Annotated in this window: 22 protein-coding genes and 1 tRNA gene; 16 read left to right on the forward strand and 7 right to left on the reverse strand. The window is 71.9% G+C overall.

Annotation, left to right across the window (positions count from 1 at the left end; all coding sequences use genetic code 11):
- Positions 1-40: 40 nt before the first annotated feature.
- Positions 41-1,807 carry a helicase-associated domain-containing protein gene (locus HQQ79_RS06045; RefSeq protein ID WP_071244037.1) on the reverse strand — a complete coding sequence of 589 codons (1,767 nt, stop codon included), beginning with the start codon at positions 1,805-1,807 and terminating at the stop codon, positions 41-43.
- Positions 1,808-1,835: 28 nt separating this feature from the next.
- Positions 1,836-2,135: a multidrug ABC transporter ATPase gene (locus tag HQQ79_RS06050; RefSeq protein WP_173032948.1), complete on the reverse strand. Its 300-nt coding sequence runs from the start codon at positions 2,133-2,135 to the stop codon at positions 1,836-1,838.
- 55 nt (positions 2,136-2,190) lie between these two features.
- Here HQQ79_RS06050 and HQQ79_RS06055 point away from each other — a divergent pair, with 55 nt between their 5' ends.
- Together HQQ79_RS06055 and HQQ79_RS06060 are read left to right on the forward strand one after the other, a co-directional pair.
- Positions 2,191-2,568 carry a cold-shock protein gene (locus tag HQQ79_RS06055; RefSeq protein ID WP_017888041.1) on the forward strand — a complete coding sequence of 126 codons (378 nt, stop codon included), beginning with the start codon at positions 2,191-2,193 and terminating at the stop codon, positions 2,566-2,568.
- 4 nt (positions 2,569-2,572) lie between these two features.
- Positions 2,573-3,436, forward strand: coding sequence for a DUF3027 domain-containing protein (locus tag HQQ79_RS06060; RefSeq protein WP_173032953.1), 864 nt, complete (start codon positions 2,573-2,575; stop codon positions 3,434-3,436).
- A gap of 82 nt (positions 3,437-3,518) precedes the next feature.
- Here HQQ79_RS06060 and serC read toward each other — a convergent pair whose 3' ends face one another.
- Positions 3,519-4,634 carry a phosphoserine transaminase gene (gene serC / locus HQQ79_RS06065; protein WP_110862897.1) on the reverse strand — a complete coding sequence of 372 codons (1,116 nt, stop codon included), beginning with the start codon at positions 4,632-4,634 and terminating at the stop codon, positions 3,519-3,521.
- 184 nt (positions 4,635-4,818) lie between these two features.
- Between serC and HQQ79_RS06070 the strand changes: the two genes are divergently transcribed.
- The 11 genes from HQQ79_RS06070 to HQQ79_RS06120 all read left to right on the forward strand — a co-directional run bounded on the left by HQQ79_RS06070 (position 4,819) and on the right by HQQ79_RS06120 (position 15,555).
- Positions 4,819-5,514: a metal-dependent transcriptional regulator gene (locus HQQ79_RS06070; protein WP_027466592.1), complete on the forward strand. Its 696-nt coding sequence runs from the start codon at positions 4,819-4,821 to the stop codon at positions 5,512-5,514.
- A 242-nt stretch (positions 5,515-5,756) separates the two neighbouring features.
- Positions 5,757-6,728: a C40 family peptidase gene (locus HQQ79_RS18900; RefSeq protein WP_173032955.1), complete on the forward strand. Its 972-nt coding sequence runs from the start codon at positions 5,757-5,759 to the stop codon at positions 6,726-6,728.
- Between the two features lie 352 nt (positions 6,729-7,080).
- Positions 7,081-7,575 carry an HNH endonuclease gene (locus tag HQQ79_RS06080; RefSeq protein ID WP_027466591.1) on the forward strand — a complete coding sequence of 165 codons (495 nt, stop codon included), beginning with the start codon at positions 7,081-7,083 and terminating at the stop codon, positions 7,573-7,575.
- Positions 7,576-7,745: 170 nt separating this feature from the next.
- Positions 7,746-8,642, forward strand: a complete 897-nt coding sequence (locus tag HQQ79_RS06085; RefSeq protein ID WP_173032957.1) for a CPBP family intramembrane glutamic endopeptidase — start codon at positions 7,746-7,748, stop codon at positions 8,640-8,642.
- The gene (locus HQQ79_RS06090) at positions 8,639-8,803 is read left to right on the forward strand and encodes a hypothetical protein (RefSeq protein WP_173032959.1); all 165 of its coding nucleotides are present in this window, start codon (positions 8,639-8,641) and stop codon (positions 8,801-8,803) included. The genes HQQ79_RS06085 and HQQ79_RS06090 overlap by 4 nt, the downstream gene beginning before the upstream one ends.
- 15 nt (positions 8,804-8,818) lie before the next feature.
- A complete protein-coding gene (locus HQQ79_RS06095) occupies positions 8,819-9,475 on the forward strand; it encodes a CPBP family intramembrane glutamic endopeptidase (RefSeq protein ID WP_173032961.1) in 657 nt (218 codons plus the stop codon).
- 372 nt (positions 9,476-9,847) lie between these two features.
- The gene (locus HQQ79_RS06100) at positions 9,848-10,720 is read left to right on the forward strand and encodes an EamA family transporter (RefSeq protein ID WP_173032963.1); all 873 of its coding nucleotides are present in this window, start codon (positions 9,848-9,850) and stop codon (positions 10,718-10,720) included.
- Between the two features lie 182 nt (positions 10,721-10,902).
- Positions 10,903-11,844: a phosphate/phosphite/phosphonate ABC transporter substrate-binding protein gene (locus HQQ79_RS06105; RefSeq protein ID WP_173032965.1), complete on the forward strand. Its 942-nt coding sequence runs from the start codon at positions 10,903-10,905 to the stop codon at positions 11,842-11,844.
- A gap of 35 nt (positions 11,845-11,879) precedes the next feature.
- A complete protein-coding gene (gene phnC / locus HQQ79_RS06110) occupies positions 11,880-12,716 on the forward strand; it encodes a phosphonate ABC transporter ATP-binding protein (protein ID WP_111032350.1) in 837 nt (278 codons plus the stop codon).
- Complete coding sequence (locus HQQ79_RS06115) at positions 12,713-14,458, forward strand: ABC transporter permease subunit (RefSeq protein WP_173032967.1); 1,746 nt, start codon at positions 12,713-12,715, stop codon at positions 14,456-14,458. Before phnC ends, HQQ79_RS06115 begins: the two co-directional genes overlap by 4 nt.
- Entirely contained in the window at positions 14,455-15,555 is a 1,101-nt protein-coding gene (locus HQQ79_RS06120; RefSeq protein WP_128780569.1) for a TIGR03364 family FAD-dependent oxidoreductase, read from the forward strand. Before HQQ79_RS06115 ends, HQQ79_RS06120 begins: the two co-directional genes overlap by 4 nt.
- 48 nt (positions 15,556-15,603) lie before the next feature.
- Here the strand turns inward: HQQ79_RS06120 and HQQ79_RS06125 are convergent, their stop codons facing one another.
- From HQQ79_RS06125 to HQQ79_RS06135, 3 genes are read right to left on the reverse strand one after another with little or no spacing between them, the layout of a single operon-like run.
- The gene (locus tag HQQ79_RS06125; protein ID WP_173032969.1) at positions 15,604-16,713 is read right to left on the reverse strand and encodes an alpha-D-ribose 1-methylphosphonate 5-triphosphate diphosphatase; all 1,110 of its coding nucleotides are present in this window, start codon (positions 16,711-16,713) and stop codon (positions 15,604-15,606) included.
- A gap of 7 nt (positions 16,714-16,720) precedes the next feature.
- Positions 16,721-17,788, reverse strand: coding sequence for an alcohol dehydrogenase catalytic domain-containing protein (locus HQQ79_RS06130; RefSeq protein ID WP_173032971.1), 1,068 nt, complete (start codon positions 17,786-17,788; stop codon positions 16,721-16,723).
- Positions 17,785-18,480, reverse strand: coding sequence for an HAD family hydrolase (locus HQQ79_RS06135; protein WP_071244062.1), 696 nt, complete (start codon positions 18,478-18,480; stop codon positions 17,785-17,787). Before HQQ79_RS06135 ends, HQQ79_RS06130 begins: the two co-directional genes overlap by 4 nt.
- A 175-nt stretch (positions 18,481-18,655) precedes the next feature.
- On the opposite strand from HQQ79_RS06135, the gene HQQ79_RS06140 reads away from it, so the two are divergent.
- The 3 genes from HQQ79_RS06140 (at position 18,656) to HQQ79_RS06150 (ending at position 20,621) form a co-directional block, all read left to right on the forward strand.
- The gene (locus HQQ79_RS06140) at positions 18,656-19,381 is read left to right on the forward strand and encodes a GntR family transcriptional regulator (protein ID WP_173032973.1); all 726 of its coding nucleotides are present in this window, start codon (positions 18,656-18,658) and stop codon (positions 19,379-19,381) included.
- A gap of 48 nt (positions 19,382-19,429) precedes the next feature.
- A complete protein-coding gene (locus tag HQQ79_RS06145; protein WP_173032975.1) occupies positions 19,430-20,533 on the forward strand; it encodes an epoxide hydrolase family protein in 1,104 nt (367 codons plus the stop codon).
- Between the two features lie 13 nt (positions 20,534-20,546).
- Positions 20,547-20,621, forward strand: a tRNA-Arg gene (locus HQQ79_RS06150).
- A gap of 90 nt (positions 20,622-20,711) precedes the next feature.
- On the opposite strand, the gene HQQ79_RS06155 is transcribed toward HQQ79_RS06150, so the two are convergent.
- A complete protein-coding gene (locus HQQ79_RS06155; RefSeq protein WP_173032977.1) occupies positions 20,712-21,164 on the reverse strand; it encodes an HTH domain-containing protein in 453 nt (150 codons plus the stop codon).
- Between the last annotated feature and the right edge of the window lie 58 nt (positions 21,165-21,222).

Here is a 21,222-nt window from a genome sequence, read left to right on the forward strand (position 1 = left end):
AGCCTAGCCGTCGGCACCTGCGTGCGGGTGACCGCGCGGCTCAGGCGTCGCTCTCGACCGACACGACGAGCGACAGTGGCAGGGTCCGCTCGACGTCGACGGCCGTGTCCCGCCCGCGGACGCGTCCGGCCGCGACCGAGGTCGGCACGATCGAGAACGGCCGCTCCGAGCCGTCCGGCATCCGGACGGTCACACGGATCGGCGTGCGTCCGCGCACGGCCAGGTCGATCTGCCGACCGAGCCACTCCTGCTCCGGCTCCGCGTCGCCGCGCTGCGTCGTCAGGCGGAGCCGTTCGACGAGTGCGTGCGCCGACTGTTCCGGCGAGCGTCCGGTGGGGCTGCGCCGGCCGGGAGGACCGTGGTGCGCCTCGGGGCGGGCTGCGGTCGTCAGGACGGCCGGGTAGCGCTGGTCCTCGAGCGCGGTGTGCACGACGTGCGGCGGGTAGCGCGTGGTCAGCGTCGTCAGGTCAGGCCGCTCCCACGCGAGCTGCCGGAGCTCGGCGTCCACCCCGACGAGGTCGAGCTGATCGGCGGTGCCGCGGACCTCGGTCCCGACGCCACCCGGCCCCCGGTCGACGACGATGCTGCCGTCGCGTCCGGCCACCTGATCGATCAGGTAGGCGAGGGGCTGCGGGATCCCGGTCGCCGACAGTCGTCCGAGCAGGGACAGCAGGTCGTCGCGGGAGTGTCCGGCCCGGAACGCCGCGCGCAGGGTGTCCTCGGAGATGCGGTAGCGCGCCGCGAGGCCCGGCGCCTCGAGCACGGCGACGGTGCGCAGGGCGTCGTCGTCCACCGGCGCGAGCGGCCCCGGTGCGATGACGGTGAGGTCGTGCTGCAGGTAGACCCGCTCGACGGTGCCCGGCAGGTCGTCGGCGGCCTGCTCGGCGTCGCCGTCGAGGAGCGCCCGACCGGTGCTCGTCACGATGCCGTCGACCGCCAGGCCGAGCGACGCCGCGGTGCCGGCGACGTCGAGCAGCAGGGCATCGAGCCAGCGGGACCCCGCCGGGTACGCCCAGCGCCCGAGCGGCACGAGGTCGCGCAGGTCCCCGTCGGCCAGGTCGAGCACCTGGTGCACGGCGGGCGGGAGCGTGTCCGACCACGCGGCCACCAGCGACACCCAGCGCTCCGGCCACCCGGCGAGCAACCAGGCGTGCCCGGCGTCGGTGACGATCCAGCGTCCGGTGTCGGGGTCGGCGAACCCGATGCCGTCGAGCAGCGCCAGGCGACCCGCGACGAGTTCGGCGTCGGTGCCGATGCGCTCGGCGAGGGTGCGGGCGAGCGGCATGCCGATCCCGCCCTTGACGAGTTCGCGGACCGCGCCGGCGTCGACCGCCCGCAGCAGTTCGGCGAGCACGGTCATCGTCGCGAACGCCTGCTCCGCACCGGTGGTGCGCGCACGCTCGAGCGCCGCGGCGTCGAGGGCGGGAGCAGCGGGGCGGACCTGCTCTGGGCCTCCAGGCTGCTCGTCGAGCGAGGTGAGGTCGGGGTGGGCGGCCACGCGAGCGGCGACCGCGTCGTCGACTGCGCCGTCCTCGTCGGCGAGGCCGAGCTCGATCGCGGGGCCGAGCGCGTCGACGGCGCCGCCGTCACGCAGTGCGAGGATCGTCGCGCGCGGAAGGTGCTCGACGGCGGCGTCCACGGCGTCGTCGCTGCGGAGTGCCTCGGCGAGGTCGAAGAAGTCGGTGATGCGCTGCGGGCCGGTCTCGGCGAGTGCAGCGGTGGGGAGTCGCCTCGCCGCGACGAGGCGCTCGAGCGCATCGTCCGGCATCGCCCGGAGTCGGGCGGCGAGGTCGGCGGTGGTCGTCATCGTCCGGTGCCAGCGTCCGGGGCGGACGTCAGCGAGCCGTCCGGTTCGCTCGTGCGCGACGTGTCCAGGTGATGCCGAGGAGCGTGAAGACCAGCACCATGGCGATCGGGAAGCCGAAGAGCGGGATCGCCATGACCACCGGCCACGGCATCGCACCCCGGGCAGCAGGTGCGGTGAGCCACATGATGATCATCGCGACGAAGCAGAGCAAGCCGAGGATGATGATCCCACCGATCATGAACGCCAGAGCGCGTTCGGTACGATTGAACGTCACCGGGGGTTCTGCGGAGTCCTGCGGGTTCCCGGTTGATCGGGTCGGCTTGGCCATCGACCCAGGATATCCGACGCACCACGGCCGTACCACGACCTCGAGGAGTCCACGCATGCCCACCGGCAAGGTCAAGTTCTACGACGACGACAAGGGCTTCGGCTTCATCACCGGAGACGACGGCGACCAGGTGTTCCTGCACGCGTCCTCGCTGCCCGACGGCGTCGTGACCGTCAAGGCCGGCACGCGGCTGGAGTACGGCGTCGTCCAGGGCAAGAAGGGGTCGCAGGCGTTGTCCGTGCGGCTGCTCGAGCCCCAGCCGTCGCTGTCGCGGATGACCCGTCGCTCCGCGGACGACATGGCCGTGATCGTCGAGGACCTGGTGAAGGAACTCGACCGGATCAGCGGAGACCTCCGCCACGGCCGCTACCCGAAGAACGGCGATCGCATCGCCGCCATCCTGCGGCACGTCGCAGACCAGTTGGAGGCGTGACCCCATGACCGAGTCCGAGACAGCAGGGGCCGAGACGGCTCCCGACGCAGCGTCCACCGACGCAGCGCCCATCGACGCAGCGCCCATCGACGCAGCGCCCATCGACGCAGCGCCCATCGACGCAGCGCCCATCGACTACACCGACCTGGCGCGCGAGGCGTTGCTCGAGGTCACCCCGGAGTCGACCGTCGGTGCACCCGTCGGCACCGTGGACGAAGGGGACGGCGTCGTGTCCGTCCTGTTCGCCAACCGGCTGCCCGGCTACCCCGGGTGGCGGTGGACCGTCAGCGTCGCCAAGGTCGGCGACGACGAACCGACCGTGCTCGAGGTCGAGCTGATGCCCGGGGACGGCTCGCTCGTCGCGCCCGAGTGGGTACCGTGGTCCGAGCGACTGGCCGAGTACCGGGCCGCGCAGGAGCACGAGGGCGAGGACGGCGCCGAGGACGCGTCGGACGAGGACTCCGACGAGGACTCCGACGACGAGGACTACGACGACGAGTCCGATGACGACGAAGACGACGACGAGTCGGACGACGAGGACTCGGACGAGGACGACGACTACGACGACTCGGATGACGACGAGGACGACGACGAGTCGGACGACGACGATGACGATGACGACGAGTTCGACGCCGACGAGGACGACCTCGACGAGTCGGACGACGACGACATCGAGGGCGTGGACGTCGATGCGCTCGCCGATGTGAGCGACACCGACACCGACACCGACACCGACACCGAGGACGAGGCCCCGCAACCGCCCCGTCGCCGCCGTGCCCGCCGCGTGCAGCCGTTCGAGCCCGACGCCGATCTCGAGGTCGACCAGCTCGACGCCGGCGAGGCCGACCCGGGCTTCCACCGCGCCTGACCCACCCGGACCGACGAACGGGCCCGGCACCACCGATCCGGTGGTGCCGGGCCCGTCCTCGTTCCGGCGGGTGTCCCCGAGGTCAGCGCAGGGCGTCGATCGTGAAGTCGATCGCGCGCACGAGCTTCGCGACGTCGTCCGGGTCGATCGCGGTGAACGTCGCGACGCGCAGCTGGTTGCGACCGAGCTTCCGGTACGGCTCGGTGTCGACGATGCCGTTCGCGCGCAGGGTCGCGGCCACGGCCTTGGCGTCGATCGAGTCGTCGAGGTCGATCGTGGCGACGACCTGGGAGCGAGCGGCGGGGTCGGTGACGAACGGGGTCGCCCAGTCGCTGGCCTCGGCCCAGTCGTAGATCGTCGACGACGAGGTCTTCGTGCGGAGGTCCGCCCACGCCAGGCCACCGGACTCGTTCATCCACCGCACCTGCTCGTCGAGGAGCAGCAGCGTGGAGATCGCCGGGGTGTTCAGGGTCTGGTTCAGGCGCGAGTTGTCGACGGCGTTCTTGAGCGACAGGAACTCCGGGATGTACCGGTCGGAGGCGGCGATCCGCTCGATCCGCTCGATCGCGGCGGGGGAGAGCAGCGCGAGCCACAGGCCGCCGTCCGAGGCGAAGTTCTTCTGCGGGGCGAAGTAGTAGACGTCGGTGGCGCTGACGTCGAACAGGGCGCCACCAGCGGCGCTGGTCGCGTCGACGACGGTGAGGGCGCCGGCGTCACCGGTCGCGCGGACGACCGGGGCCATGACACCAGTCGAGGTCTCGTTGTGCGGGTAGGCGTAGACGTCCACGCCCTCCACCGGTTCGAGTGCGGCGAGGGAGCCACCCGGTGCCTCGACGACGTGCGGAGCCTCGAGCCACGGGGCGGCTGCGGCCTTGGCGAACTTCGACCCGAACTCGCCGAAGGACAGGTTCTCGGCCCGGCGCTCGATGAGGCCGAACGCGGCGGCGTCCCAGAACGCGGTCGAGCCGCCGTTGCCGAGGACGACCTCGTAGCCCTCGGGGATCTGGAACAGGTCGGCGAGGCCGGAGCGGACGCTGCCGACCAGGTCCTTCACGGGCTTCTGGCGGTGCGAGGTGCCGAGGATCGTGGCACCGCGCGTCACGAGGGACTCGAGCTGGGCGCCGCGGATCTTCGACGGACCGCAGCCGAAGCGACCGTCGGTGGGGAGGAGTTCGGCCGGGATGACGATGTCTGCCATGCACCGATCCTACCGACGACGATCCGCCTGCCCGAGCCCGTGTACCGGCCGGACGGGGAGGGTTCGACCCGCTCGTCCACCGCGTCGGATGACCCTTTCTCACGTGCACCCGGGCGCCGGTCGGTGTTCGTCGGTGCGAACAAGTAGTGTGGTCGGCGCTGGGCCCAGACATGAGAGGCGGACCGTGACCGATCTCGTCGACACCACGGAGATGTACCTTCGCACCATCCTCGACCTCGAGGAAGAGGCGATCGTGCCGCTGCGCGCGCGCATCTCCGAGCGCCTCGGACACTCGGGCCCGACGGTCTCGCAGACCATCGCCCGCATGGAGCGCGACGGCCTGGTCGTCGTCTCCGGTGACCGCCACCTGGAGCTCACCGACGAAGGTCGTTCCCGTGCCACCCACGTGATGCGCAAGCACCGTCTGGCCGAACGCCTGCTGGCCGACGTCATCGGACTCGACTGGGCCTTCGTGCACGACGAGGCCTGCCGGTGGGAGCACGTCATGAGCGAGCAGGTCGAGGTCCGCCTGCTCGAGATGCTCGGCAACCCGACGGAATCGCCGTACGGCAACCCGATCCCCGGACTGGCCGAGATCGGTGGCCCCGCGGCCGCCGGGTTCCTCGACGGTGTCCAGAACATCGTCGCCGCGACCGAGGGCACCGACGCCGTCACGACCGGGGTCGTCCGACGCCTGGGCGAGCCCGTGCAGTTCGAACCGGAGCTCCTGCACCAGCTCCGCACCGCCGGGGTCATGCCCGGGCGCATGGCGAGCGTGCAGCGTGCGGGCGCCTACGTCGCGGTCCGCGTCGAGGGCGAGGACTCGGGCATCGAGCTGCCCATCGAGGTCGCGCAGCACGTCTACATCGAGCGGGACTGACCGTTCCTGGTCCTCCCTGAGAGTCTTTACCGTTTCGTTACCCACGGGGCGTTTGGTCTCGACACGGTAACGACGCCTCCGTACACTCGTCCGAGTCGCCGCGCTGCCCCTGAGCCGGAGACCCGTGGCAGGACGTCTCGAACCCGTCTCCTGCCTCGATCGGAAACGATGACGAACGGATGGGGTTGCACACCGCCGGACACCCACGGCGGCGTGATGACGAGACGTTGGAGACCCACCTCTTGACGCAGACCGGTACCGCCGCGGACGACCAGACGCCCGCGAACCCGACGAACACCGAGAACGCCACCACCGCCCCGCTCACCCGGCGGGCCGTGCGCGAGACCGAGGGCCGCCCGGTCCGCAAGGTCGTGCCGGTGCGCTCCGCCCCGCTGCCCGGTGGTCGTCGTGCCGCGCAGGCCGCCGCAGCCGCGAGCACCGCGAAGGCCAGCTCGTCGTCGCGCAAGCGCAAGTTCCTCGCGCCGGTCGTCCTCACCGTGGCCGCCGGCATGTTCGGCACGGTCGCGGTTGCCCCGGCCTTCGCAGCGACGACCTCCAGCAACTCGACCGCCGTCGCCGACGCCCAGCGTCAGGTCCGTGCCACGCAGAGCCAGGAGCTGTCGGTCTCCGACGCCGTTGCACTCGCGGACACGAGCCGTGACGGCTTCGGCGCGACCTCCACCGCGACGCTCGACGCCGAGAAGGCCGCCAAGCAGGCCGCCGCAGACCAGGCCGCCGCAGCGAAGGAAGCCGCCGAGCAGGCCGAGCAGACCCAGTCCGCCCGTGCCGCGACGGCGAAGCAGTACTCCTCGTACACCGGACCGACGGCCGCCGAGTACGCGGCCAGCTCGTCCGCCGCCGACACCCCGTTCTCGCTGCCGGCCGTGGTCGCCACGGGCAAGCAGTACATCGGCACCCCCTACGTCTTCGGTGGCGCGGACCCGTCGGGCTTCGACTGCTCGGGCTTCATCATGTTCGTGTACGCCCAGTACGGCATCAACCTCGCGCACTCGGTGCCGCTGCAGGACCAGGCCGGCACCACGATCCCCGAGTCCGAGGCGCAGCCCGGTGACGTCGTCATCTTCAACAACGAGGCGCACGACGGCTTCTACATGGGGAACGGCATGATCATGGACGCCCCGAAGCCCGGTGGCACCGTGCAGATCCGCCCGATCTGGACCAGCGACTACCACATCGTCCGTTTCGGCATCTAGCGACCACTGCCCCTCCGGCGTGTGAACTTCACCGGAACCGGCCCGCGCACCCTCGTGCCGGGCCGGTTTCTGGGTTAACCTGACGCTGCACCGGTCCGCACCGGCGCGAACAGGAGACCCTCATGTCGATGTTCCGCACGACCCGCACCATGGGTCGGCGCGCGCGCGTCGACATATGGTCGAGCACAGCCTGCGTGCACGAGCACGCCCCTGCATGACGAGAGCACTGCCCATCCGGGTGGTGCTCTTCGTGGTTCCAGGGGTGTGAACAGGTCGTCCTCACCCGTTCGCGTCGTCGGTCCGACGCACCCGCAGCGCCTGGAAGCCGTCCAGGCACGTCGGAAGGGAACCCATGCGCACTCTCGTCCTCAACGCCGGTTACGAGCCCCTCGCGGTGATCTCGTTCCGACGAGCCCTCGTGCTGGTCATGAACCAGAAGGCCGCCATCGTCGCCGCCGACGTCGAACACCCGGTCACCGGGTCGACGTCGAGCTACGACCGTCCGTCCGTCATCATCCTCACCCGCTACGTGCGCATCCCGCACTCCAGGCTCGTGCCGGTGTCCCGTCGCGGTGTGCTGCGCCGGGACGGCAACCACTGTGCCTACTGCGGCCGGCACGCCACCACCATCGACCACGTGCAGCCACGGTCGCGCGGTGGGCAGGACTCGTGGGAGAACCTCGTCGCCTGCTGCCTGGCCTGCAACAACACCAAGGGCGACCGCACCCCGCAGGAGATGGGGTGGCGCCTCCGGTTCCCGCCGAAGGTGCCGCACGGGTCCTCGTGGGTCGTGCGCGGCATCGAGCGTCCGCAGGCGGAGTGGGACGAGTACCTCGTGGCCGCGTAGCGGCTGTCGGTACGCACCAGGAGACGGACTGGAGGCCCGTGGCGACGCCGCCACGGGCCTCCAGTCCGTCCGTCGCGCGTCCAGGGCCGCCGGAGCGTTCCGGGCTCGCACTACGCTGACGTGAGGACCATTCACCAGACGCCCCGACGACCGAGACCCGCGAGGACAGCATGGCCGCAGGAACAGAGCGCTCGACCGACACGGCAGCGGGACGGAACCCGTGGCAGCGGTTCTGGAACCGTGGCGGGTGGTGGCGCGCGGTGCTGGCCGTCGTCCTCTACCTGGCGGTCTACGAGGGGCTCGGCTGGCTGAACGCCCACACCCTCGCCAGCGGCATCACCGCGGACGAGGTGTTCGCCACACCCCGCGGGGTCATCGTGGGCGTCGCCCTGCCGATCATCGCGATGGGGCTGCTCACCCTGGTCTTCGTCCGCACGCTCGGATGGGGACGCGAGGTCTTCGGTCGCCAGCCACTGCCCGGACGCGGGTGGATGTGGATCGCCGTCGTCCTGCTGCTCGTCCCGATCGTGATCCGGCTCGTCGCGACGAACTGGTCGTCGTACTCGGTCTCCGTGGTCTTCGCGGTGCTCTTCCTCGGTCTCTGCATCGGGTTCGCCGAGGAGCTCATCGCCCGTGGCGTCGCCGTGAACCTCCTCCGACGCGGGCACCACACCGAACGCACCGTCGCGCTGCTGTCGTCGCTGCTGTTCGGGTTGATGCACGCCTCGAACGCCATCGGAGGGACACCGCTCATCACGGTGGCCGTCACGGTCGTGTACACGTTCGGTGCCGGCATGATGTTCTACCTGTCGATGCGGGTCACGGGCAGCATCGTCCCCGCGATGCTCCTGCACGCGGCGACCGACCCGACCACGATCCTGGCGACCGGTGGCATCGACACCACCGCTGCGGCCGCCGGTGACGCCGGGCTGATCGGTTTCGCGGGGATCTTCAACTTCGCCTACCCGGTGCTCGCACTCCTGGTGCTCTTCTTCATCACGGGCCGCGTCAGCAGCCCCGAGACCGGGACCTCGACCGAGACCGACCAGCAGGGAGTGGCCGCATGACCGCCCCGGTCGACGGGCGTCGCGAGGTCCCGCGGCTGTTCTGGATCGTGCTCGTCGCCTGCGTGGTCTACGTCCTCATGGCCGCCGGGGTGGGGAACCTGCTCAGCGCCGTCGTCGACGGGGAGAACCACCCGATCGCGGACTGGCTCGCCGGCACCTGAATCCCGGTCGGCATCATGATCGTCGCCGGAGTGTTCTTCGCCCGACGTTCGGGTTGGTGGAGCGACATCTGGCGAGAACCGGCCGTCCCCGTCGGCCGACCCCGGCGCTGGTGGTGGCTCGCCGTTCCGGTGCTGTCCCTCGTCTCGACAGTGATCCTGTACAGCCTCGTGCCGTGGTCCGAGGCGTCGGTCGGGATCATCGTCGTCGTGCTCATCGGTGCGCTCGGCGTCGGCGTCGGCGAGGAGCTGTTCTTCCGCGGGATACTCGTCACCGCGCTCCGCGCACACCACTCCGAGTTCGTCGTCCTCATCGTCTCCTCGGTGATGTTCGGCCTCGCCCACGTGGTCGGCTTCGTGATCGCCGGACTCCCGCCCGGCCTGGTCCTGTTCCAGGTGGCATTCCTCAGCATGGACGGAGCGCTCTTCTACGCGGCCCGCCGCGCCACCGGGAAGCTGTGGGTGCCGATGCTCCTGCACGGGCTCAACGACGCCGCGCTGTTCCTGCAGACGGCGGGCCGCAACCACGAGGGCGCCGAGCCCCCGGCAACCACCGGAGTCATCGAGATCATCCTGATCGCGCTCTCGGTCGCGATCGCGATCAGCGTGGCGCGCGAGACACTCCGCAGCCGCCGGGAACGCCACACAACCACCGGCGGCGGCGAGACCGCATGAAGTGACCGCGACTGACGGGCATCGAGCGCCGGGGGGCGTCGAACGCACCAGGTGACGGACGGGAGGCCCGTGACGGCCCCGCCACGGGCCTCCCGTCCGTCGTGCGTCGTCGGGCCGGATGCGCCACGGCGACGGACCGGAACGCTCGCAGAACGCCACCTGAACGCAGGCTCGCGCCTGTCCGGACAGGTTGGCGGCCGGGTGGGCCGCGCTGCTAGCGTCCGTCCCGACAGCGCCTAGGGTTCCGGGACTCCCCGTCCGACTGGTCCGAGCGGCGCCACGGTCCGCCACCGAACGCGGGCCGTCATCTGAACGGACAAAAGCCTGGAGGACCTCGCCCGTCGCGCCGCGCGCCGGGCAGAAGGTCCTGCCGTGACACCGCTCGCCGTCCTCCTCGTCCTGTCCGCCGCCGTCGCCCACGCGGGGTGGAACGTCATCGCCCACGGGGTGAGCCGGATCGGGATGCCGTTCCTGTGGCTCGGCGCGGTGTCGAGCGTGGTGGTCTGGATCGGTGTGGTCCCGTTCACCGGGGGACTCGGTGACGCGGGCCCCGGAGGGTTCGGGCTCGGCGTCGCCGCGTCCGGGGTGCTGCACGTCCTGTACATGCTGGTGCTGCAGCGGGGGTACCGGGTCGGGCGGCTGTCGACGGTGTACGCCACGGCGCGCGGCACCGGGCCGACGATCAGCGTCGTCCTGGCGATCGTGCTCCTGGGCGAGCGCCCGCACTGGATCGCCCTGGTCGGCGGGCTCCTGGTGCTCGTCGGTGTGGTCGCCGTCGGGCTCGCCGACCGGGGGACGACGCCGACGGAACTCCCGCGGAGGCGGATCGACCCCGGGCTCGTCGCGGGTCTGCTCACCGGGGTGGCGATCGCCGCGTACACGATCTGGGACGCCTACGTCGTCCGCGACCTGGGTGTCGCGCCGGTCGCGTTCATGGTCGGGTGCACGGCCGTCGAGGTCGTGTTCTTCGGACTCGCCCTCGGGTCGCGGCGGCGCGAGGTCCTGCCCGTGCTGCGGCAGCACTGGCCGCGGGTGCTCGCGTTCGGGGTGCTGTCGCCGCTGTCGTACATCCTCGTGCTGGTCGCGATCGGCATGGCGCCCGTGGCGCTCGTCGCGCCGATGCGCGAGGTGAGCGTCGTGCTCGTCAGCCTGTTCGGGGTGCTGGTGCTCCGCGAAGGCCGTGCGCTCGCCCGGGTCGGTGCCGCGGTGGTCGTGCTCGGCGGCATCGCGCTGCTCGCGCTCTGACAGCGGCGACGGCGACGGTGGCTGCGGCGACGGCGGCGGCCTGTCCGGACAGGTGCCAACCGAGTTCACCTGCCGTCCACGCCGCGTGTACCGGGACGGAACTCCGCTCCACCGGTCGGCTGCGACAGTTGCGGTCGTCCGCACCGGACCCGCCCCCCCCCCGAATCGCCCGAAAGGTCATCATGCCCATCTCCGCACGCAAGTCGCTCGTCGCGCTGGCCGGCGCCCTGGCCCTCGTCGCCACGCTCAGCTCCTGCTCCGCAGGCTCCACCGCCGCGACCGGTGACGGCAGCCCCGCAGGCGGCTCCGACGCCGTGCAGTACGCCGCGGACGAGAACACCATCGTGTTCGGCGTGGTCCCCGACTCCGTGGACACCGAGACGAACTACCAGCCGCTGATGGACTACATCGCGAAGGAGACCGGCAAGAAGGTCGAGTACCACGAGTCGACCGACTACGCCGCGCTCATCGAGGCGTCCGTCGCGGGCAAGATCGACGTCGCGTCGTTCTCCGGGTTCACCTACGTCACGGCGAAGAACAACGGCGCGAAGATCACCCCGATCTCCTCCATCATCACCGCCGAGGGGCAGAAGCCCGGGTACTACTCCGAGGCCATCGTGCCGAAGGACAGCGACATCGACTCGCTGAAGGACTTCGCCGGCAAGAAGGTCTGCTTCGTCGACCCCTCGTCGACCTCGGGCTACCTGTTCCCGAGCTACAACCTGCTCAAGGCGGGCGTCGACCCGAAGACCGACGTCACCCCGGTGTTCGCCGGCAAGCACGACGTCAGCGTCCAGAAGGTCGCGGCGGGCACCGAGTGCGACGCCGGGTTCGCCGAGGACAGCGAGGTCGAGAAGAACGACGACGTGCGCGTCGTCGCCAAGACGATGGTCCCCGGCGCCCCGATCGTCGTCTCCGACACCCTGCCGTCGGCCGAGAAGGAGACGCTGACGAAGGCACTGTCCGACGTCACCATCGACCAGATCATCGACGCCGGTGTCACCAGCGCCGACAGCGACGGCTTCCGCAGCGTCTTCTACGGCACCAAGCCCGTCGACGACGAGTACTACGACCTGATCCGCGACATCTGCAAGACGACGAAGTCGACCACCTGCCAGGCCTGACCCGGCGACCGCGAGACGGCAGCCCGAGGAGCACCATGACGAACCACGCACCGGTCGGTACCCCGGCCGTCGAGATCACCGGTCTGACGAAGCGCTTCGGCGACACGACGGCGTTGCGTGACGTGTCGCTGCGCGTCGGGCAGGGCGAGGTCGTCGTGCTGCTCGGGCTGTCGGGCTCCGGCAAGAGCACCTTGCTCCGGCACGTCGACGCGCTCGAGCTCCCGACGTCCGGCAGCGTCCGCGTCGACGGGACCGAGGTACACCGCCTGACCGGGCGTCGTCTGCGCGAGCTGCGGAGTCGCGTCGGGTTCGTGTTCCAGCAGTTCGAACTCGTGCCGGCGCTCACCGTGCTCGAGAACGTGCTCACCGGAGCGCTCGCGACCCTCCGTGGCCCGCGGCTCGGCCTCTGGTCGTACCCGCGCGGCCTCCGTCGCACCGCACTCGGGCACCTCGACCGCGTCGGGCTGCTCGACCGCGCCTACCAGCGGGCCGACACCCTGTCGGGCGGGCAGCAGCAGCGCGTCGCGATCGCCCGGGCCCTCATGCAGGACCCGACGGTGCTCCTGGCCGACGAACCGGTCGCCTCGCTCGACCCGGAGTCCAGCGGGCAGGTCATGCGCCTCATCCGCGAGATCGCCGCCGACCGTGGGCTGACGGTGCTCTGCAGCCTGCACCAGGTCGACCTGGCCCTGTCGTGGGCGGACCGGATCATCGGGCTCCGGCACGGCGAGGTCGTGCTCGACACCAGGACCGACGGCCTCGGCAAGGCGGAGGTCATGGAGATCTACGGGCAGGTCGCGACGAGCACCGACGAGTTCGCCACCATCGAGGCCGAGCTGCACGCACTCGACGCGGGGGAGCGGACCTCGTGACGACGCTCGACACCCGACCCGGAACCGCGGCGGCGCTCGCCGAGGACGTGGCCCGTCGGGCACCCCGCCGCCGGGTCTCGCCGGAGCGCACCGCGGCGGTGCTGACCCTCGTCGGCCTCGGCGTGCTGGCGTGCGTCGCGGTCGCGCGGGTCGACATCTCGATCCCGAACATCATCGCGTCGTGGTCGAACGCCGAGCACTTCTTCCAGCGTGTGGGGACCATTCGGTTCCCGGAAGCCCCGGTGCTCCTGCAGCAGACCGCGCTCACCGTCGGGCTCGTCCTGCTCGGCACCCTGCTCGCCGCCGCGCTGAGCGTTCCCGTCGCGTACCTGGCGGCAGCGAACACCAGCCCGGGCCGCGGATGGGTGGCTGCCGCGCGGTTCGTCAGCGTCCTGACGCGGGCCGTGCCGGACGTCGTCCTCGCGATGGTGTTCGTCCTGGTCTTCACGATCGGTCCGCTGCCCGGGATCCTGGCGATCGGCATCCACTCCATCGGGATGATCTCGAAGCTCTTCGCCGACGCCATCGAGCAGATCGACGAAGGGCCGCGCAACGCGATCCGGGCAGCCGGGGGGAGCCGTGCGCAGCAGTTCACCGCCGGGGTGCTCCCGCAGGTGCTGCCGTCGTGGGTCGCGACGATCCTGCACCGCAACGACATCAACCTGCGCGGGTCGGTCATCCTCGGGTACGTCGGCATCGTCGGCCTCGGCCGCGAGATGTCCTTCGCGTTCAAGTCGCTGGACTACTCACTCGGCATCGGGTACGCCATCGTCATCTTCGGCCTGTGCGTCCTGATGGAGATCGTCTCCAGCTCGGTTCGCGCCGCCATGCTCGGTGTGGCCCCGGCCGGCCGCGGCATCGGTGCCACCGCTGCCCGTCGGTGGATGCGTCGGCGGGACCGCCAGCGAGCCGAGGCCGTACCGGCCACGCGGCGACCGGTCGCCGCGACTATCGAGGGCACCCTCCGGCGCCCGTGGACCCCCGTCCGGGTCCGGAACGCGATCTGGTGCTGGGTCGCCCTGGCCGTCGTCGTCGGCAGTGTCGTGGTCTGCGACATCGCCTGGGGTGACCTGGTCACCGTGTGGGGCAAGATCCCCGCCGTCGCCGTGCAGTTCTGGCCGCCGTCCTTCGGCAGCTACGGCGCCGGCATCATGTTCGGCGCGATGTTCGACACCGTCGCGATCGCCCTCGCCGCGACCGTCCTCGCGCTGCTGCTCTCGCTCGTCATCGGGTCCCTCGCCGCCCGCAACGTCGCTCCCGGGCGCGGGGTCCGGGGCGGCGCACGGCTGCTGCTCGTCGTCGTCCGCGGGATCCCGGAGACGATCCTCGCGGTCGTGCTCATCGTCGTGACGGGGCTCGGTGCGCAGGCGGGGACCCTCGCCCTGGCGTTCGGTGGCATCGGGCTCCTCGGCAAGCTGATCGCGGACTCGCTCGAAGAGGTCGCTCCCGGGCCCGAGCGCGCCGTCACGGCCACCGGCGCGGGTCGCCTGCAGCGCTACGCCTCGGCGACGGTGCCGCAGGGGTTCCGCGCGATGCTCGGGCACACCTTCTACCTGCTCGACACGAACATCCGTGCGGCGACGATCCTCGGCATCGTCGGAGGTGGCGGCATCGGCTACTACCTCCTCAATGCAGCGCAGGGATCGAACTACGCGTCCGTCACCGCGATCGTCCTGCTCATCCTGGTCACGGTGCTCGTCACCGAGGGCCTGGCCATGTGGCTGCGGCGGGTGTTCCGGTGAGCGCGACGGAACGGTACGACGTCGTCGTGGTCGGCGCGGGCATCGTCGGGCTCGGCATGGCCTACGAGGCACTCCGGCAGGGCGCCCGCGTCGCGGTGGTCGACCGTGCGGCCGCGGTCGTCGGTGCGAGTGTCCGGAACTTCGGGCACGCCTGCGTCACCCCGCAGACCGGGGAGGCGGCCGGGTACGCGCAGGAGGCACGCCGCCGCTGGCTCGAACTCGCGCAGCTCGCCGGGTTCACGGCGCGCGAACGCGGTGCACACGTCGTCGCCCGTCGCCCCGAGGAGCTGGCGGTGCTCGAGGAGTACCGCGACTCCGGCGCGGACCTGCGGCTGGCCGACGCGGCCGAGATCGCCGCGGCGGTTCCGGTCGACCCCGGCTCGGCCCTCGGCGGCGCGCACCTCGCGCACGACCTGCAGGTCGACCCCCGGGAGGCGGCACCCGCGATCGCGCGCTGGCTCGCCGGGCAGGGGGTCACCTTCCACTGGCGCACCCCCGCGCTCGAGGTCACCACCGGCGCCGTCCGCACCGGTCGTGGCGTCGTGGAGGGGACCCGGATCGTCGTCTGCACCAACCACGACCTCGACCAGCTCTTCCCGGAGCTCGCCGAGTCGATCGGCCTGGTCCGCTGCCGGCTCCACATGCTGCGTGCGACGATCCCGCTCGCCTTCCCGCTCGCCACACCGCTGCTGACCGGGTGGTCGCTGCTGCGCTACTCGGGGTTCGCCGCGATGCCCGGAGCGGGTGCCCTGCGGGACCGGCTCGCCGCCGACCTGCCCGAGGGGATCCGCTGGGACCTCAACCAGATGTACACGTCGCCGCCGGACGGCAGCGTCATCGTCGGCGACACCCACGAGCGCGGGGTCGATGCGCCGCCGTTCCAGGACGAGGACGGCTTCCGGCTGCTCGTCACCGAGACCGAGCGGCTGTTCGGTGCGCCGGTCTCCGTGGTCGACCGGTGGCAGGGCGTCTACGCCTCGGCCCCGGGGCGGGAGTTCCTCATCGACCAACCGGTTCCGGGCGTCGACGTCGTGACGGTCACCACGGGCATCGGTATGACGACCGGCCTCGGCATCGCGCCGACGGTCCTCGGCTGACCCCGGCGGTCCTCGGCTGACCCCGGTGGTCTTCGGCGGGGGAGACCGTCAGTCGCGGAACAGCCGCTGCCGGCCGTCGCGCCAGACACCGACCACACGGTCCTCGCGCACGGCGACGAAGTCCGCACGGCGACCCGGTGCCAGGAGCCCCCGGTCCGGGAGCCCGACGTGTTCCGCGGGGTTCCGGGTGACCGTCGCGACGAGCTCGGCGAACGGTGCGACCCCGGCGGTGGCGGCCGCTCGCAGCCCCGGCAGCAGCGACCCGAGCTGGTAGTCCGACGCCACCACGTCGGCCCGACCGGCCGCGATCGCCGCGCGAGCGGACAGCCCGGAGCCGTGCGACCCGCCTCGCCAGAGGTTCGGGGCACCGACGACGACCCCGAGTCCGGCGTCGATCGCCGCGGCCGCAGCGCCCTCGGTGACCGGGAACTCCGAGATCCGGGCGCCGAGCCGGCGGGCCTCGAGGACGGCCTCGGGCGTCTCGTCGTCGTGTGCTGCGACGACCACACCGGCCCGGTCCGCGAGCTCGGCGACGGTCGCTCGTCGCCGGCCGATGCCCTCGGCGCCGGCGTGGAACGCCGCCAGGCGGGCGTCGAGCTCCTCGTCGTCGGCGCGGTCGAGCGCGCGGTAGGCCCGTCTCCAGGCGGCGACGGTCGAGTACTGGCCGCGACCGGGGGTGTGGTCCATGTACGAGACCAGGGCGACCCGATCCGGATGGGCCGCCACGAGCCTCCCGGCCGCCGCCACGGCGTCGTCGTGGGTGACGTCGACGCGCAGGTGCACGCGGACGTCGACCGGCAGGTCGGACGTGGCGACCGCGTCGAGGACGGCGGCGGCGTGCTCGGCGCTGCGCGCCGGAGCCGTCGCGTGCTCCACCGAGCAGCACAGCAGGGCGGTCGTCACACCGGCGAGCAGGGCGTCGGCGGCGAAGGACTCGAGCGCGTGCCCGAGCGGCACCGGGACGCCGGGGCGCGGCTGCTCGAAGCGGGACAGCGAGTCGGCGTGCAGGTCGACCAGCCCCGGCAGGACGTCGACGTCGCCGAGGTCGACCACCGGTCCGTCCGACGCCTCGACGACCACGCCGTCGCGCACGGCGAACGACGAACCCGGGGTCCCGCCGTCGCCCCGGTGGACACGGGCAGCGGTGAAGGTCGTCACGCAGCCATCACACCACGGCGACCGCGGGGTCGACCCCGCGGCGCAGGAACCCGTCCGACGGCGGTGTCGTGACGGCGTGCCCGACCGCGTCGAGGCCGACCGACCGCTCGACCAGGTCCGCGAAGGGCAGCCCGCTGCGCGCGAGGAAGGCCACCGCGGTCGCGAGGTGCCGGGGCGCGTAGTTGTGGACCCCGACGATCCGGTTCAGCCGCCGCACGATCTGCTCCGGGTCGATGGTCACCGGACGGCTCGTCGAGACCGCTCCGACGAGCACCGCGACACCGTCGACGTCGAGGGAGTCCACCGCCGCCTCGACCGCATCGGGGTGGCCGGACAGCTCGACCGCGACGTCGAAGGACCCGATCGCGTCACCCGGGGCGACGGCCCGCGCCGCGCCGAAGCAGACCGCCCGGGCACGTCGTCCGGCGTTCGGGTCGGAGACGGTCACGGTGGCACCCGCGTCGACGGCCATCGCGACGGCGGTGATCCCGAGCATGCCGGCACCGGTGACCAGGACCCGTGCGCCGTCGAGCGGTCGCTGCACGGCGTCGAGTGCCGCGGCCACGGTCGCCGTGGCGCAGGCCGCCGGCGCGGCGACGGCCGCGGGCACGTGCGCGGGGACGACCGCGATCGCCGTGCCGGGGAGCAGGACGCAGTGCGTGGCGAAGCCTCCGTTCAGCGTCCAGTCCGCGGTGACGGCCTCGTGGCCGTACTTCCGCAGGGAGCGGCACTTCTGCGGGATGCCCGACGCGCACCGGTCGCAGTCGCCGCACGACGCGGCGACCGACCACACGACGCGGTCCCCGACCCGGACCGGCTGCCCCTCGACGGTGGTCGGCGGCACGGCGTCGACCGCGACGACGCGGCCGACCTGTTCGTGGCCGAGGACACTCGGCGTCGGACCCGGACGGTGGCCGAGCGCGGTGTGCAGGTCGCTGCCGCACACGGTGGCCAGCTCGACCTCGACGAGCACACCGCCGTCCGGCAACGTCGTCGACGGCAGCGACTCGACGGTGACCTGGGCACCGACGCCGTGCCACAGGGCGTACCGGGCGTCGGCGCGCACCGGCGTCACGCCAGGACCCGGGCGGCGTCCTCGACCTCGGCGAGCACCGACGGCACCTCGGTGACCGAGTCGAGGACGTGGGTGTGCTGGACGGTCGCGAAGTCGGCGTCCTGGTGCGTCCCGGTCCGCACGCCCGCCACGACCGACGCGCCGGCACGGTGTCCCGTGAGCAGGTCGGCGACGGTGTCCCCGACGACCGCCACGTCACGGACGTCGTCGGTGCCGGTCCGGAGCACAGCGGCGAGCACCATGTCCGGGTACGGGCGCCCGCGGCCGGCGTCGGCGGGGGAGAGCGCGAGGTCGATCAGCGGCCGCCAGCCGAGCAGGTCGAGCACCGCGTCGCGCGTCGCGGGCGAGAACCCGGTGGTCAGCGCGATCCGCCGCCCCGCTGCGCGGAGTGCGACGAGCGTCTCGACGGCGCCGTCCACCGGCCGCACGCCGCGGTCGAGGGTGCGGGCGTACGCGCGCTCGAACGCGGTGTTCGCAGCCTCGGCACGGTCGCCGTCCCCGTCGAAGAGCGCCGTGAACACGGCGATCTTCGACTGGCCCATGGTGTCGACCGCGTACTGCACCGCACGGTCGTGCTCCGAGCTCCCGTGCTCGAGGCCGACGTCGGTGAGCGCTGTGCGGAAGGCGTCGAGGACGACGCCACCGTCGTCGACGGTGGTTCCTGCCATGTCGAGGCAGACGAGCGAGATCATGGGACTCCTGGGTTCGTGCCGTCACGCCGGGACCGGCGCGGTCCGACCAGCGTCGGAGCGCCCCGTGGCGGGCAGACGGTGCGCAGGTGTCCGCCAGGTGAACGACGCCGGGAGGCTCGTCACGGCCTGTCCGGACAGGCATGCGGTCCGCCAGGGGACCGGCTACAGTCCGAGCGTGCCGGAGACCCGATACCTCGACATCGCCGCCGCCCTGGAGGGCGAGCTGGCCGATCTGCCGATCGGCTCGCGGGTGGCCAGCGAGGCTGAGCTGGCGGCGCGGTTCGGCGTCGGGCGGTCCGCCGCCCGGGCAGCGCTGCAGCACCTGCAGCGGCGCAACCGCATCCGTCGGGTGAAGGGCGTCGGCAGCTTCGTCGCACGCCGCATCGACTACCTGATCGGTTCGCGGGCGGCACCGTCGTGGAGCCACACCGTCCGCGCCGCCGGTGGCAGGCCGTCGAGCGTGACGCTGTCGTGCGCACTCGTCCCCGTCCCGCCGCGCATCGCCGAGTCCCTCGAGCTGCAAGCGGGAGCGCCCGTGCACCGCCTGACCCGGCGCTCACTGGTCGACGGGCTGCCGGCTGCGTGGGGCGTGGAGTGGGTCCCGCCGGCGATCGTGCCCGAGCTCGCCGAGGCGCTGCAGGTCAGTGACTCGCTGTACGAGGTGCTCCGGCAGGTGGGACGATCCACGCCGCACCGCCGATGGGTCCGTGCGACCGCCGACGTGGTGTCCGAGGACGTCGCCCGGCACCTGGACCTCGACGAGGTCACGCTCGGCTGGTTCATCGAGAGCCTGACGTCGGACCGCGACGACGAGCGACCGCTCTGCCTGAGCGAGCGGTGGATCCGGGCGGACGCCATCCGGGTGTTGTTCGAGGCCGGTCGGGACGCACCGCTGACCTGATCGGCTGCGGGCTTCCGTTCGTCGGTGGCGCTGACTAGCGTCGCCGACATGGGCGAGACACCGCACATCGACGACGCGACCATCGACGACCTGCGCGCTCGGCTGCGTGCCACGCGCTGGCCGGACGCGCCCGCCGGGGTCGGCTGGTCGCTCGGCGTGGACCTCGACGCCCTGCGCCCGCTCGTCGAGTACTGGGCCGACGGGTTCGACTTCGACGCACACCGCGCCGAGCTCGCCGCGCTTCCCTCGCGCCGTGTCGTCGTCGACGGCATCGGCATCCACGTGCTGCACGCCCGTGCCGAGCGGTCCGACGCCCTGCCGGTCCTGCTCGCGCACGGCTGGCCGGACTCCGGGTGGCGGTACCGCAAGGTGCTGCCGATGCTCGTCGCCGCCGGGTACGACGTCGTCGTGCCGGACATGCCCGGCTACGGGTTCTCGGATGCACCGCCGCAGGTGCTCGACGCCCGGCAGGTGGCCGGCATGTGGGCGACGCTGATGACGGACCTGGGGTACGAGCGGTTCGCGGTGTCCGGTGGCGACATCGGCACGCACGTCGCCCGCTACCTGGCACTCGACCACCCAGACCGGGTCGTCGCCGTGCACCGCATCGACGGCGGGCTCGCCTGGCCGGGCCTCGATCCGTCGACGTTGTCCGCAGCCGAGCGGGAGTTCGTCGCCGCGACCGATCGGTGGCGCACCGCCGAGGGTGCCTACGCGATGCTGCACCGCACGAAGCCGCAGACCGCCGCCGTCGGGCTGAACGACTCGCCCGCGGGGCTCGCCGCCTGGATCCTCGAGAAGCTCCGGGCGTGGAGCGACTGCGACGGGGACCCGTGGTCGGTCTACACGCGCGACGAGGTCCTGGCGCTGCTCACCGAGTACTGGGCCACGGGCACGATCGGGTCGGCGATGCGGATGTACCACGCGAACGCGGCGATCCCGGCGGAGCAGCTGGAACGCCGGGTCGAGGTGCCGTCCGGGTTCTCGATCTTCCCGGGCGACATCGTGCGGGCGCCGCGCGAGTGGCTCGAGCGCACCACGAACCTCGTGTTCCACCACGAACTCGACCGCGGTGGGCACTTCGCGCCGTTCGAGCAGCCGGACCTGTTCGTCGACGAACTGCACGCGTTCCTGCAGGGCTTCCGCCGCTAGAGTGGACGGGCCAGCCTCTGTAGCTCAATGGAAGAGCAGTTCCGTCCTAAGGAAACGGTTGGGGGTTCGAGTCCCTCCAGGGGCACCAGCAGGTCGAAGGGGTTCGAGTCCCTGCAGTGCTGTCCAGGGGCACCAGTACATCGAAGTGGTTCGAGTCCCTTCCGCGCGTTGGTATCGCTCAGTGCCTCGGTGTCGCGAGGTTGACGGCGTTCACGAGGAACGAGGTCCTGGTCGCGATCGAGTACTTCACGGCAGCGCTCACCCCGGTCGGATCGTTCGTGAACGCGTCGAGGTCGGACTCCGCGATCCCGGTGAGCGACGCGATGTTCGCGACCGTCAGCCCCGAGGCCTGCGTGAGAGCCTCGAGGATGCCGCGGACGCGGTTGTCGTCGGGCACGCTCGGAGCTGCGGCCAGCATGGCTGCGAGGACGGCGAGCCGCTGCGATTCGTCGGGAGTCAGTCCGGTCCCGAGGGAGGTCAGGCCCTGGTGCTCGGTCCCTGGGCCGTCCAGGTACGCGGAGAGAGTCGACTCCGAGATCCCGGTCGTCTGTGCGATCACGTCGAGCGTGGCGGAACGGCGCTCGATCAAAGCGCGGAGCTCCGCCCGGACGTCGAGGGCATCGGTAGTCATCTCGTTCCCTTCCTGGTGTGACGGCGGGTCAGGTTGCAGGGCAGTTCTCCACAACCGT

The sequence above is a fragment of the Curtobacterium sp. VKM Ac-2852 genome, from assembly GCF_013205045.1.
GTDB classification, from domain to species: Bacteria; Actinomycetota; Actinomycetes; order Actinomycetales; family Microbacteriaceae; genus Curtobacterium; species Curtobacterium flaccumfaciens.